At 72.4% G+C, this 13695-nt stretch carries 11 protein-coding genes; 3 read left to right on the forward strand and 8 right to left on the reverse strand.

The genetic code is table 11. The annotated features are described in order from the left end of the window. Positions 1-44: 44 nt before the first annotated feature. On the forward strand, positions 45-974 hold the full coding sequence (locus tag VFW71_16340; GenBank protein HEU5004328.1) for a PfkB family carbohydrate kinase: 930 nt from the start codon (positions 45-47) through the stop codon (positions 972-974). A gap of 6 nt (positions 975-980) precedes the next feature. On the opposite strand, the gene VFW71_16345 is transcribed toward VFW71_16340, so the two are convergent. The 7 genes from VFW71_16345 to VFW71_16375 all read right to left on the reverse strand — a co-directional run bounded on the left by VFW71_16345 (position 981) and on the right by VFW71_16375 (position 10180). Next, positions 981-1619: a hypothetical protein gene (locus tag VFW71_16345; GenBank protein ID HEU5004329.1), complete on the reverse strand. Its 639-nt coding sequence runs from the start codon at positions 1617-1619 to the stop codon at positions 981-983. Then, on the reverse strand, positions 1616-4024 hold the full coding sequence (locus VFW71_16350) for a glycosyl hydrolase family 65 protein (protein ID HEU5004330.1): 2409 nt from the start codon (positions 4022-4024) through the stop codon (positions 1616-1618). Before VFW71_16350 ends, VFW71_16345 begins: the two co-directional genes overlap by 4 nt. Further along, positions 4024-4779, reverse strand: a complete 756-nt coding sequence (locus VFW71_16355) for a beta-phosphoglucomutase family hydrolase (protein ID HEU5004331.1) — start codon at positions 4777-4779, stop codon at positions 4024-4026. The genes VFW71_16350 and VFW71_16355 overlap by 1 nt, the downstream gene beginning before the upstream one ends. 10 nt (positions 4780-4789) lie before the next feature. Then, a complete protein-coding gene (locus VFW71_16360) occupies positions 4790-6286 on the reverse strand; it encodes an MFS transporter (protein HEU5004332.1) in 1497 nt (498 codons plus the stop codon). Between the two features lie 17 nt (positions 6287-6303). Beyond that, the gene (locus VFW71_16365) at positions 6304-7569 is read right to left on the reverse strand and encodes an MFS transporter (protein HEU5004333.1); all 1266 of its coding nucleotides are present in this window, start codon (positions 7567-7569) and stop codon (positions 6304-6306) included. Positions 7570-7823: 254 nt separating this feature from the next. After that, entirely contained in the window at positions 7824-8930 is a 1107-nt protein-coding gene (locus VFW71_16370) for a hypothetical protein (protein HEU5004334.1), read from the reverse strand. Between the two features lie 164 nt (positions 8931-9094). After that, a complete protein-coding gene (locus VFW71_16375) occupies positions 9095-10180 on the reverse strand; it encodes a flippase-like domain-containing protein (protein ID HEU5004335.1) in 1086 nt (361 codons plus the stop codon). A gap of 207 nt (positions 10181-10387) precedes the next feature. Here VFW71_16375 and VFW71_16380 point away from each other — a divergent pair, with 207 nt between their 5' ends. Continuing rightward, positions 10388-12142, forward strand: coding sequence for a LuxR C-terminal-related transcriptional regulator (locus VFW71_16380; GenBank protein ID HEU5004336.1), 1755 nt, complete (start codon positions 10388-10390; stop codon positions 12140-12142). A gap of 70 nt (positions 12143-12212) precedes the next feature. Further along, positions 12213-13424 (forward strand): NAD(P)/FAD-dependent oxidoreductase, encoded by a 1212-nt coding sequence (locus VFW71_16385; protein ID HEU5004337.1) that lies wholly within the window; start codon positions 12213-12215, stop codon positions 13422-13424. 110 nt (positions 13425-13534) lie between these two features. On the opposite strand, the gene VFW71_16390 is transcribed toward VFW71_16385, so the two are convergent. Continuing rightward, positions 13535-13695 (reverse strand): LuxR C-terminal-related transcriptional regulator (locus VFW71_16390; protein ID HEU5004338.1); only part of this gene is annotated, 161 nt, incomplete at its 5' end.

Below are 13695 nucleotides of genomic sequence, written 5' to 3' on the forward strand. Positions count from 1 at the left end.
ACCCGTATCCCGGCGGTTCATGTCTGTGGCAACATGCAGCCCTCATGGCCCTCACCGTCGTCGGCTCCGTCGCCTTTGACGCCGTCACCACCCCCTTCGGCTCCCGGGAGCGGATGCTGGGCGGCTCGGCGACCCACTTCTCGCTGGCTGCCAGCTTTTTCGCCCCCGTGCGCCTGGTGGGCGTCGTCGGCGACGACTTCGGCGACGAGCACATCGCCGTCCTGACCGCCCGGGGTGTCAACCTCGACGACCTCGAGCGGGTGCCGGGCAAGACGTTCTTCTGGGAGGGCGTCTACGGCGACGACCTGAACACGGTCGACACGCTGGCCACCGACCTCAACGTCTTCGCCGATTTCTCCCCCAAGCTGTCGCCGGGCAGCCGGGAGGCGGGGACGCTGTTCCTGGGCAACATCCACCCCGGCCTGCAGGCGGCGGTGCGGGCCGAGTCGGGAGCGGGCCTCGTGGGCCTGGACTCCATGAAGCTCTGGATCGATACCCAACGCGACGAGCTGCTGGAGGTGGCGAGCCGGGTGGATGCGTTGCTGCTCAACGATTCCGAGGTCCGGGCCCTCACCGGCGAACCGAACACGGTGCGCGCCGCCGCCCGCCTGCGGGAAGTAGGGCCGCGCTTCGTCGTGGTCAAGCGTGGGGAGTATGGGGCGGCGCTGTTCTCGGACGAGGGGTTCTTCGGGATGCCCGGCTACCCGCTGGAGACCGTCCTCGACCCGACCGGGGCGGGCGACAGCTTTGCCGGCGGGTTCTTCGGCTACCTGGCGGGCCAGGCCGGGGAGCTGTCGGCCACCGAGTTGCGCCGGGCGATGGCCGTGGGCTCGGTTATGGCGTCGTTCAACGTGGAGGGCTTCGGCACCGAGCGGGTGCAGGCCTTGACCGAGGCGGAGATCCGGCAGCGGTTCGACGATTTCAAAGCCATGATGAGCGTCGAGGCCCTGGAGCTGTGGTCCGCCCTCAGGTAGCCGCCCTCACGTAATCCTGTCCTGCATCTCCCAGGCATGGTCCAGCACGTGCCAGGCGATGCGGCGGGCCGTCTGGCGGGGGGGCCACATCTTCTCGGCCGGAGGACCACCCGCGTGCGGGACGGCAATGGCGCCCACCAGGAGGTCACGCTCGGCGCGGATCGCCCCCCAGTCCCGGAGCGCCGGCTGCTGCACCCGGAGACCCAGTTTGCGGGCGTACACGACTTCGGCCCCCAGCACATGGCCCAGCATCGTGTCCCGGTTGCGGCCGCCCCCCCGGGGACCCGGGCGCAGCTCCTCGGGAGCGGTGGCGGCAACGGCGTCGAGGGTGTCCCAGGCGGCGTGCAGCAGGGCGGCGAACCGGGCCGCGTCGGCAGAAGACATCGGCCGGAGGTCGGACGGGCGCCGCGCGCTGGGAGCGCCGAAATCGGTCGTCGAGTCACCCGGGGCTTCCTCGACCACCGTGAAGCCGGCCTCGGGCAGGGCGAGCCCGGCGCGGGTGGCCACCGGCGCGTAGCGTGCCACGTACTCGCCCAGCGCCTCGACGGCGAGATCGGCGGTCCGCCCCGCCCGGCACCATCCCGGCCAGTCGATGGCGGCCGCGAAGACCTTCTTGGTCCCCAGCTCCAGGCCCACCTCGATCATGCCCGAGTCACCCCCTTCACCGCGGCGTCAGCCCCCATCAGGGCCCCCTCCCAGGGCCCCCTCCGGCTCCGGGGCGCCGGTGCCCGGCCCTGGGGCTGGTGGGGATCGGGCCGGGGCTTGACCGGCGGCACCTTCCGCTCGATCGGCTCGGGTCCCAGCGTGATGGGCTCGCCGTGATGGCTGACCGCAAGCTCGGCCCCTTCCTCCAGCACGTAGCGGGCCACCTCGGAGGTCACCTCGACCCGGATCAGCCGCCCGCGGTAGGTGAGCCGGAAGGCGAGCTTCTCCAAGGCACCGGGCAGCCGGGGGGCGAAGCTGAGCTGGCCATCGTGGTCGCGCATCCCGCCGAAGCCGCACACCGACGCCAGCCAGACGCCCGCCAGCGAGGCCATGTGGACGCCGTCAGAGACGTTGCTCTCCAGGTCGTGCAGGTCCATCAGCCCGGCCTCGCCCATGTAGTCGTATGCCAGGTCGAGGTGGCCGACCTCGGCGGCGACGATCGCCTGGGTGCACGCCGACAGCGAGGAGTCCCGTACGGTGAGCGCCTCGTAGTACTCGAAGTTGCGGGCCTTCTCGTCGTCGGTGAAGCAGTCGCCCCGGAGATCGAGGGCGAGCACCAGGTCGGCCTGCTTGCACACCTGCTTCCGGTACAGATCGAAGTACGGGAAGCTGAGCATGAGCGGGTACTGCTCGGGCTCGGTGCCGGCGAAGTCCCACACCTGGTAGTGCGTGAAGCCCTCGGCCTGCGGGTGAACGTTGAGGGCCTCGTCGAAGGGCACGAACATGGCCCCGGCGGCATCCCGCCAGCTCGCCGCCTCCTCGGCGTCGGCGCCCAGGGCGGCGGCCTCGTTCGGGAAGCGCTCGACCGCGTCGGCGGCCGCCCGCAGGTTCCGTTCGGCCATGAGGTTGGTGTAGACGTTGTTGTCCCCCAGGGCGCTGTACTCGTCGGGGCCGGTGACGCCGTCGATGCGGAAGCGGCCCTCGAGGTCGTGGTGGCCCAGTCCCCGCCACAGCCGGGCGGTCTCCACCAGGATCTCCAGTCCCGGGCCCCGCCCGAATTCCTTGTCCTCGCTGGCCGACTGGTAGCGCACGACGGCATCGGCGATGTCGGCGTTGATGTGGAACGCCGCCGTACCCGCCGGCCAGTAGCCCGAGCACTCCTCGCCGCCGATGGTCCGCCAGGGGAAGGCCGCCCCGCTGAGGCCCAGGACCTTGGCCCGGTCCCGGGCCTTGGGCAGGGTCGAATGGCGCCAGGCGAGAGCGTCCCGGACCGCCTGGGGGGCGGTGTACGTCAGGGCACGGAGCACGAAGGACTCGGAATCCCAGAAGGCGTGGCCGTCGTAGCCCGGACCGGTGAGCCCCTTGGCCGGGATCGCCCGGTGCTCGCCCCGGGCGCCCGCCTGCAGGACGTGGAAGAGGGCGAAGCGCACCGCCTGCTGCAACTCGGCGTCGCCCTCGATCTCTACGTCGGCCCGGGCCCAGAACGCAGCCAGGAAGTCTGCCTGCTCCTTCGCCAGTCCCTCCCAGCCCCGCCGCCGGGCGGACGCCAGCGCCGCCTCCGCCTGGTCGCGCAGGGCGGGGACCGCCCGCTCGCTGGACCAGCCGTAGGAGAGAAATTTGACGATGCGCAAGGGGTTCCCGGGCTCAACGTCGGTCGCCACGGTCAGGCGGGCGAGGTCTTCGGAGGACTCGCAGCGCATCTCGGAGGTCTCGGCCCCCGAGACCACGTGGTCCATGGCGGCTGCCACCCGCAGCCGGCTCGCCCGCGTGGAGTGCACCAGGACCGCCCGGCCCTCGCGGGCGACGTGCAGCTCGGAGACCAGGGGGGCGGTGAGGGCGGCGGCGGCCCGGGGGTCCCGGGCGGCGGTGGCCACCGGCTCGTTGGCCACCAGCTCGGACTGCACCACCACATCGGCCCGCCCGTCGACTGGTTCCACCTCGTAGACGAAGGCCGCCACCGACCGCTGGGTCAGCGACACGAGCCGCTGCGAGCGCACCCGGATCCGGCGGTCGGCGGGCGATTCCCACTCGAGTTCCCGGGTCAGCAGCCCGGTGCGGAAATCCAGAGCGCGGCGGTGCGAGATCAGCCGGCCGTACCGCACGTCGAGCGGCTCGTCGTCCACCAGCAGGCGGATGACCTTGCCATCGGTGACGTTGACCACCGTCTGGCCCGCCTCCGGGTAGCCGTAGCCGCCCTCGGGATACGGCATGAGGCGCGACTCGAAGAACGAGTTCAGGTAGGACCCGGGCAGGGCGTGCGGCTCGCCTTCGTCCAGGTTGCCCCGCAGGCCGATGTGCCCGTTGGACAGAGCGAAGACCGACTCGGTCTGGCCGAGCACGGACATGTCGAGAGCCGTCTCCGTCAACCCCCACGGCTCGGTGGGGAACCAGGGGTGGATGATCATCACCCGTCGAGCAGCTCGGCCAGGTCCTGGACCACGACGTCCGCCCCGTGCCGGCGCAAGGCGTCCGCCTGGCCCGCCCGGTCGACGCCAACCACGCACCCGAACGCCCCGGCACGCCCGGCCTCCACCCCGGCCAGCGCGTCCTCGAAGACGGCGGCCATCGCCGGCTCCACCCCGAGCTCCTCGGCCGCCCGCAGGAAGGTGTCGGGCGCCGGCTTGCCCCGCAGGTGCTCCTGCTCCACCACCACCCCGTCCACCCGGACGTCGAACAGCCCGTCGATTCCCGCCGCCACCAGCACGTCGTGGCAGTTGGCGCTGGAGGAGACCACCGCCCGTGCCAGGCCGGCGTCGCCGACGGCGTGGAGGTAGCGCACCGAGCCCTCGTACGCCTCGACGGCGCCCTGATGGATCAGGTGGAGGACCAGCTGGTTCTTGCGGTTGCCCAGCCCGGCGACGGTCTCGCTGCCCGGCGCCTGGTCCGGGGGATCGTCGTGGTCGCCCTCCGGGAGCTCGATGCCCCGGGTGGCGAGGAAGGAGCGCAGCCCGTCGGCTCGGGGCTTGCCGTCCACGTACTCGTCGTAGTCGGTCACCTGGTCGAAGGGCACGAAGGCTTCGTGGAGGCGCCCGGCCCGCTCCTGCAGGTACCCGTCGAACATCTGCTTCCAGGCAGCCGCGTGGACTGCGGCAGTCTTGGTCAGCACGCCGTCCAGGTCGAACAGGCAGGCCCGGATGGTGCCGGGGAGGCCGAGTGTCACGCCGGGAGTCTTACCCACCAGCTGACCCGTGCTCCCCTGCGGCGGTCGCGTTGGCGATGTCCTGCGGGTAGGTCCGCAGAGCCCGGTACAGCACGGCGGCCCCCGCCGCCAGGGGCAGCAGCATGATGAGGAACGTCCACTGCAGGCCGTCGCGCCCCCCGCCCCACAGCTCGGAGAGCGCCCCGAACAGCAGCGGTGCCAGCGCCTGGGCGCCGGTGCGCAGGAAGGACCGGACCCCTTCGGCCTGCCCCCACAGCGGCCCGGGCATGATGTCCAGGCGGGCGGCGTCCATCGGGGCGCGCTGGGCGCAGAGGGCGAACGCGGCGAAGCACACGTAGGGCATGGCGGTGATGAGGCTGCGGGTGACCAGCGCGGGGATGAACAGGAGGGTCGCCAGGCTGGCGGCCAGGGCCGGGACCAGGATCCGGGCATTGAGGAACCGCTTGTGCAGTAAGGAATCGCCCAGCCCGCCGCCGGTCAGGATGCCGATGACGCAGCCGGCACCGATCACCAGCATCAGGCCGTTGGCCAGGACGGCGTCCACCCGGTACTGCTGGCGGACGAACTCGACGCCGAAGGTCTGGATGCCGGCCAGGAAGAAGTAGCCGCACGCGCTGGCGACAATGAGGATCACATTGGTCTTGACCCGCAGGGTGTAGCGCACGGCGTCGTAGAAGCTCAGGCGTGCGGGATCGCCTGCCACCGCTGGCGGCTCCGGGCGGATGCCCCGTTCGTGGACCAGGCGCTGGGCCTCGGTCTCCTCGGGCAGGCCCCAGCCCTCGACGGTCGGCGGCGCCCACTGCCCCCCCGGGGCGGCAGCTTTCCGGCGCCGGCGCCGGGTCGCCCGGTCGGGCTCGGGGAGATGGAAGACGAACCAGGCCAGGGCGAACGCCGGGATGGCCAGGATCAGGAACGCCGCCCGCCAGGACACCGCGGCGATATCGCCGGTGACCGCAAAGCCCACCCCGGCACCCACCATCTCGCCAGTGAGGATGTAGCCGTAGATGCGGCCGCGCTCGTCGCCGCCGAAGAGGTCGCCCACCAGCGAGGCGACAATCGGCCCCGAGGCGGCGGTCACCACCCCGAGGAACATGCGGGCCACCAGCAGCTTGCCGAAGGAGCTGGCCGAGGCGCTCCAGATCATCGCCGCCCCCCAGAGGAAGATGCAGGCGCCCAGGGTCCGCGTGCGGGGGGCGTGGTCAGCCAGCACGCCGAAGGGGATGCTGCCGATCGCCCCGACCAGCGAGGTGACGGCCACCAACAGGCCGATATCGGCGTTGGAGATCTTGAGGGCGCTGCGCAGCTCGATGGCCGAGGCGCCCACGGTGGCGGCGTCGGCGCTCCCCAGGGCGAGCACCGCGGCCAGGAGGAAGATCACCCGGGTGCGGTCCGGGCCGCCGAGGAAGACCTCGAGGTGCTCCCGGCCACCCCGGGCTGCCCGGCCCAGGAGCCGCCCGGTGGCCACGGCCGCGTCCCGGCTCCAGTCCCGCCAGTCCCGCTGACCCATCGCCGCGAGGATACCGGTCACTCCGCCCGGGACTGCGGCGGCGTGTAGCCGGTGAAGCCGGGCAGCGCCCGGGCCAGGGCCAGGGCGCCCAGCACGCAGACCAGCCCGCCGGTCACCACCGACACCGGGACGGTGGCCAGGCTCGCCACCACGCCCGCCTCGGCGTCGCCCAGGCGGGGGCCGCCGGTTACCACCGCGGTCTGGATGGCGAAGAGCCGCCCGCCCAGGCGGTCGGGGGTCTCCAGCTGGAGGATGGTGCCCCGGAACACCGCCGAGAGCACGTCGGCCGCCCCGGCGATGGCGAGAAGGAGCAGGCCGAGGCTCAGCCCGAAGGGCAGGTAGGGGGTGAAGCCGAAGGCGGCGATCGCCAAACCCCACGCCGTCACCGCCACGATGACCGCCCGGCCCTGGCGGCGCACCGAGGACGACCACCCGGTCAGCAGGGCGCCCAGGAGGGCACCCGCCCCGGGGGCGGCGTACAGGTAGCCCACCGCCGCCGCCCCACCGTGGTACTGGGCGATGCCCAGAGCGGGGAACAGCGCCCGGGGCATGCCGAAGATCATGGCGTCGAGGTCGAGGAGAAAGGTGCCCTGGAGGGCGGGCCGGCCCTTCAGGTAGCGCAGCCCCTCGAGGGCCGAGGTCCACCCCGCCCGGGTCCCGCCCCCCGCTGGGCGCAGGGCGGGGAGGCTCAGGACCGCGATGAGGGCAGCCCCGAAGGTGGCGGTGTCGATGGTGTAGACCACGGCGGTCCCGGTGTGGGCGATCAGCAGGCCGGCCACCGCCGGCCCGGCCACCAGCGCCACCTGGAACAGCAGTTGGCGCAGCACGTTGGCGGCCACCAGGGACGCTTCGTCCACCAGCGTGACGATGGCCGCCGCCCGGGTCGGGATGTCGACGCCCGAGAAGCCGGCCGCCACCGCCGAGAGGGCGAACAGCGGCCAGAGCGCCGGGTGGCCCCGCCCGGCATTGAGGGCCAGGCCGGCGCTACAGCCGCCCAGGGCGAGCTGGGTGAGGACCAGGAGCCGGCGGCGGTCCACCGCATCGGCCACCGACCCGCCGAGCAGCGAGCCCAGCAACAGGGGGCCCAGCTGCACCAGGCTGATGAGGCCGACGTCGAGCGACGAGTGGGTCAGGCGGTAGACCTGAAAGGGGATCGCCACCACGGTGAGCTGGGAGCCCAGCTGCGACACCAGCTGCCCGAACCACAGCCGCCGGAAGGCGGGGAAGCGCCGGAGCGGGGTGAGGTCGAGAAGGATCCGGCGCCGGCCCGGCAGCGCGCTCAAAGGGCGCCCGGCGAGCTGGTGCTGGTGCTGGTGCCGGTGGTGCCGGTGGTGCTGGTGCCGGTGGTGCCGGTGGTGCTGGTGCGGGCTGTGGGAATTCTGTGAGTGCCTGGGGTCGCTATCGGGTACTGAGCACTCACAGACAGTGTTGGGCTGTGATAAGTGGCGTACCCCGGGGCCGCGGGCGACCCCGGCCGGCGACCTCGCATCCGGGGATCATCGCATTGCGGCCCGCGCCGCGGCCGGTGCCCGTGCCGTTAGAAGATGGGACGGGCGCCAACGTAGAGCGCGGTCAGCCATACCAGGCCCCCGGCCGAGACCACTGCCACCGGGATCATCCACCGGGGCCGGGCGATGGCGCACCCGGCGAACAGCGGGAAGAGGGCCAGCAGGAAGCGGGGAACGCTCATCAGAGGGCGGCCAGGGAAGGGCGAGGACAGCGGGGCGGCCAGCACGAGGACGCCGTAGGCCGCCAGCCCACCGGTCAGCCAGGGATCGCGCCGGTGGCGGGTGAGCACCACCACGGTGGCCACGATGAGCAGGATGCCGAGGAGCGTGGCCAGCAGGTCGATGAGGAAGTAGGGACCGTATGCGGTCCCCCGCCACTGCCACCAGGCCCGGACGCCGGCGTCGACGGTGGCCCACGGGAGGCTGGTGGTGCGCTGCCAGACGCTCTGGATCTTGATGGCTCCCAGGAGGTTGCCCAGCTGGTGGCCCGACCACAGCAGCCAGGCCGCGAACCCGATGGCCGGCCCCATCGGCGCCACCCACCAGCGCCATTCCCGCCGGTGGTTGATGGCAAAGCCCAGCAGGGGCAGGGCGATGAGGATGCCAAAGGGGCGGGAGAGCGCCGCGAGGGCGCCGGCAAGCGCCGCCAGGCCCGGTCGGCCGCGGGCGGCCGCCAGCAGCGCACCCGCCCCGGCGGCCAGCAGCAGGGGCTCGCCATAGGGGGCCAGCAGGAAGAAGGACGCCGGGTAGACCGCCAGCCCCACGACCGCTGCCCGGGCGATGGCGGGACCGGCCACCAGGTCGAAGAAGCGGTACAGCCACACGAATCCGAGGGCGCATGCCACGCTGGCCACCACCAGTGCGGCGTACAGGTCCCGGCCCCCGAGGACCCAGGAGACCGGGCGCACCAGCTCCGGGAAGAGGGGCAGGAAGGCGAAGGTGCGGGTGTCGCCGGCGTAGCCGGCGTGGGCGATACGCAGGTACCAGAGGGCGTCGGCCCGCAGCCACGAGCCCGCCAGCACCCGGGCGATCCCGTGCAGCACCGGCGCGGCATAGCTCGGGACCTGCACGGTGGTGCCGGGGGTGAGCCAGGTGCTGGAGACCCAGGCGCCGGCCCAGCTCAGGACGCGCAGCACTGCCCAGCAGCCGAGACCCCAGCGCACGGCGTCGTCACGGGGTGCCGGCTTGGGGGCGCGATGCGTCGCGGGGGCCTTGGTGGCATTGACCCGGGGGCTGGTGCGAGTGTCGGCCCGCGCCCCGGTTCGCGTAGTGGTTCGCACGTGGGTTCGCATGCGGCCGGTCAGCCCGCCGCGGCCCGGCGTGACACCCAGCCCGGCTTGCGGCCCTCGAGGATCACCATCACCACCCATCCCACCACGAGCAGGAGCCAGAAGCTGACGAAGCGGTAGACCAGCACCGCGCTGAGCGCCTGGGCGGTGCGCAGGCCGGCGGCCACCAGGGCGGCGGTCAGGGCCGCCTCCACCAGGCCCAGGCCGCCGGGGGTGAGGCCGAGGCTGTCGGCGGTGATGCCAGCCCCGTACGCCAGCAGCAGCCCCATCCACGGGATCGGTGCGCCGGTTGCCTTGAAGGCGCACACGAGCACGGCGACATCGGCCAGCCAGTTGGTCAGGTAGCAGCCGTAGGCGGCGCCGTAATCGATCGTCCGCAGGCGCAGCTCACCGATGCGGACAAGGGTGGCCTCCACCGTCGCGGCCACGTCGCTTTTCGGCCGGCCGAACCGTGCCCGGGAGGCGGCCACCAGCTGGCCGAGCAGCTCGAGCACCCGGGTCCGGACCGGCGGGTAGCGCAGGCCGAGAAGGGCGGCGATGGGCGGCAGGAGGAAGATCAGGGAGGTCGCCAGGCCGGCAGCTGCGGCGAGCCCGCTGCCGGAGGTGACCGACCCGGCGACGAGCACCGTGGCGAAGGAGAGCGTGGCCAGCAGCCAGGCGATCGCCAGTGCCCACCCGGCAACGGCCACCTCGATCCCCCGCGCCCGGTACTGGCGCAGCGAGTAGGCCACCGCCATCTGGGTGCCGGCGAAGGGCACGGATGAGGCGAGCGCGGTCCCGGCGAAGGCGACGGCGAGGACCGTGCGCCGGGGCACCAGCTCCCCGCCCGCCTGCAGGAGCCGCCGGTGGCCGGTGGCGGCCGCCAGCATGGAGACGGCCTCGGCGGCGACGGCGACGGCGATCCAGCCCCAGCGCAGGTGCTGGAGGGCCTGGCCGGTGGCGACCAGAGCGGACCGGTCGAAGGCCGCCACGATGCCGAAGGCGATCGCCGCCCCGGCGGCGGCGACGAGCCATCCCCGGCGCCGGGCGCGTGCCCGGGGGAGCGGGCCCGGGGGCGGCGGGGTGGCGGCCGGGGCCGGAGGTACCTCGTCGATCACGCTAACGAGGATAGGGCGGCGGGCTGGGAACGGCGCCGGGGCTGAAGGTCGCCGTCACCACCTGACGCCGGAGGTACCGGGGCGAAACTTGCACCCGGCGCGACCCGACCGGGCAGCCAAAAGGTCGAACGCCCTTCCGATGTTGCGTGACGGGCACCCGGCACCCGTCGACGTAGCCCGCGAACCTCTCTAAGATCGGGGCGGGGGGTGTGGGGTGGGGTGACGCACCAGGCGGCGGGCGAGCCGGTCCGGAAGGGTGTCCAAGCGCACCTGCCCGAGCGCGCCTCTCAACTCGAAGCCGGTTGGGCGACCCTGCGGGCAGGGGATGCCGCCGCGGCCCGGGCGGTCTTTGGCCCCGTCCATGCGTCGTCCCCCTCGGGCGAGACATTTGAGGGTCTGGCCCGCACCAGCTATCTCGAATCCGACTTCACGAGCGCGATCGAGCTCTGGGAGCAGGCTTACGCCGCCTACCAGGACGCCGGGGAGCGCCTGGGAGCGGTGCGGGTAGCACGCACGCTCGGCGGGATGTACGCACAGATCGTGGGCGACTTTGCAGTATGTGCCGGTTGGATCGCCCGGGCCGACTCGCTGCTTGGCGAGAGTGGCGCATCTGCCCCGTCGGGCTGGATCTCGCTGACCCGGGGGATGTTCGAGGGCGACCGTCGGCGCAAGAACGAGCTCTTCAGTGCGGCTCTCGCCGTCGGGCGGGATCAGCTGGACAGCGATCTCGAATTCGCCGCCCTCGCCTACCTGGGGGCAAGCCTCGTACATGAGGATCGCATCGAGGCAGGGATGATGCTCCTGGATGAAGCGCTAGCGGCAGTCGCCGGCGGGGACGTCGACGATTTCTGTGTGCTCGAGGAGATCTTCTGCCAACTCTTCTCGGCGTGCGAGTACGCTCGGGACGTCCCCCGGGCCGACCAGTGGATCCGGGTTGGGGCGGCGATCGCCGCCCGGCGCCGGCTGCCCGCCGTGTCGGCGTTCTGCCACACCCACTACGGGGGGGTCCTGACCGATGCAGGCCGGTGGCCGGAGGCGGAAGCTGCCCTGCTGGAGGCCGCCCGGATGTGGGCGCTCGGCGCACGGTCCCGGCTGCGCTTCGGGGCAGTGATCCGCTTGGCGGACCTGTGGGTGCGCCAGGGCAGGCTGGAGGAGGCCGAGCAACTGTTGGACGGCCTCGATGTTGAGGAGGATGCGGACGTAGCCCGGCCGATGGCCGCCATCCGCCTCGCCCGGGGCCACACCGCCCTGGCCCAGGACATTCTGAACCGGGCCGTGGCGCGCACTGACCCGGTGAGCTCGGCAGCCGGACCGCTGCTGGCGCTGCTGGTCGATGTGCACGTTGCCGCCGGACAGCTTGACCATGCCTCTGAGGCGTCGGCGGCGCTCGAGGCCTGCTCCGCTGGCCATCCGGGACAGCACTACCTCCAGGCCGCGGCTGCCCTCGCCCGTGCTCGGGTGACCCTCGCATCCGGAACCGGGGATCCCCGGCCCTTCCTGCGGGAGGCCCTGGATGGGTTCGCCCGCGCCGGGATGCCGATTGAGGTGGCCCGTACCCGGCTCGAGCTGGCGGCGGCCGTGGTGGAGGCGCAGCCCGAGGTGGCCCTGGAACAGGCACGAGCCTCCCTTGACGCCTTCGAGCGCCTGCAGGCCGCCCGCGATGCCGACGCCGCCGCAGCCGTCCTCCGGGCCTTTGGGGTGCGGCCGGCCACGGCCCGGAGGAGCCCGGAGACCCTCTCCCGGCGGGAAGCCGAAGTGCTCGACCTGTTGGGCCGCGGGCTCTCGAATCCCGAGATCTCCGACCGGCTCTACATCAGCCGGAAGACTGTGGAGCACCACGTCAGCAACATCCTGGCCAAGCTTGGCCTGCGCAGCCGTGCCGAGGCCGCAGCCTTCGCCGCCCGGACGGCTCCGGCCTCGACCTCGGGCTGGAAACCAGGACCGAAACCAGCACCGGAATAGGGGAGTTCACCGATCCCCTTTGCCGCCGTGAGGCGCATCGTGTGGCGTGCGACCAACAAAGGAGGGGGAGATGGCCATCACGTACGACGCAATCGTTGCCGGCGCCCGCTGCGCCGGGGCGCCCACCGCCATGCTGCTTGCCCGCCAGGGTTACCGGGTCCTCCTGGTGGACCGGGCGACGTTCCCCAGCGACACGCTGTCAACGCTGGTAATCCATGCGCCAGGCGTCGCCGCGCTCGAGCGCTGGGGGCTGTTGCCCAGGGTCTTGGCATCGGGCTGCCCGCCGATCGAGCGGTACTCCTTTGACTTCGGGCCGGTCAGGCTGGCCGGACGGCCGCGGCCCTGCGGCGATGTGGCGACTGCCTACGCTCCCCGCCGCCACGTCCTGGACAAGATCCTGGTGGACGCCGCCGCGGCGACCGGCGTCGAGGTCCGGGAGGGATTCGACATCGAGGAGGTGGTCTTCGAAGATGGGGCCGCGGTGGGCATCCGCGGCCGGGAGCGGGGCGCGCCAAGGGTGGAGGAGCGGGCACGCGTCGTCGTGGGCGCGGACGGCCGGAATTCGCGCATCGCCGAGTCGGTCGGCGCGCCCCGCTACCGGGAAAAGGGACGGTTGCAGCAGGCCTACTACAGCTTCTGGCGTGACCTACCCACACAGGACCTGGAGACCGTGATCCGTCCCTACCGGGGTTGGGGCGTCATCCCGACCGGCGACGGCCTGACCCTGGTCGTGCTGGGCTGGCCCTATGCCGAGTCGGAAGCGTACAAAGCTGATATCGAAGGCAACTTCCTGAAGACCTTGGAGTTGGTGCCGGAGTTCGCCCAGCGGGTGCGGCAGGCCGAACGGGTGGAGCCCTTCCGCGGGGGAGCGGTGGTCAATGTCCTCCGGAAACCCTACGGCCCGGGGTGGGCATTGGTCGGGGACGCCGGGTACACCAAGGATCCGATCACCGCCCAGGGGATCAGCGACGCCTTCCGGGATGCCGAGCTGTGCTCGGGTGCGCTGGCCGAGAGCCTTCGCGGGGCAGCCCCTTTCGAAGATGCGATGGCCGGCTACCACCGGGCGCGCGATGCCCGGGCTCTGCCGATCTACGAGTTCACCGCCCAGATCGCCACGCTGGAACCCCCGCCGCCCGAGATGCAGCAGCTGATCGGGGCGGTGGCGGGGAACCAAGCGGCCATGGACGCTTTTGCCAGCGTGGTGGCCGGGACCTTGTCTGCGTCGGAGTTCTTCGACCCGGCGAACCTGGAACGAGTGCTGGGTGCGCCTGCCCCAGCCTGACGGGCTGTGACCGATCCGGCCGGATTCGAATTCTGTGTACACCCAGGGGTTCCCGGTGGCTCCCCGCGTACACAGAATCCCTCAAGGCCCGCGGCCCCGGAGCCGGCGGGTCAGGCGAGGCCGTGGCGGTAGGCGTAGGTGACGGCCTGGGCCCGGTCGCGCACCCCGGTCTTGGCGAACAGGTGGTTGATGTGGGACTTCACCGTGGTCTCGCTCACCACCAGGCGGCGGGCGATCTCGGCGTTCGAGAGACCCTCGGCGATCAGGGCCA

The sequence above is a fragment of the Actinomycetota bacterium genome (assembly GCA_035765775.1).
Lineage (GTDB): Bacteria > Actinomycetota > CADDZG01 > JAHWKV01 > JAOPZY01 > DASTWV01.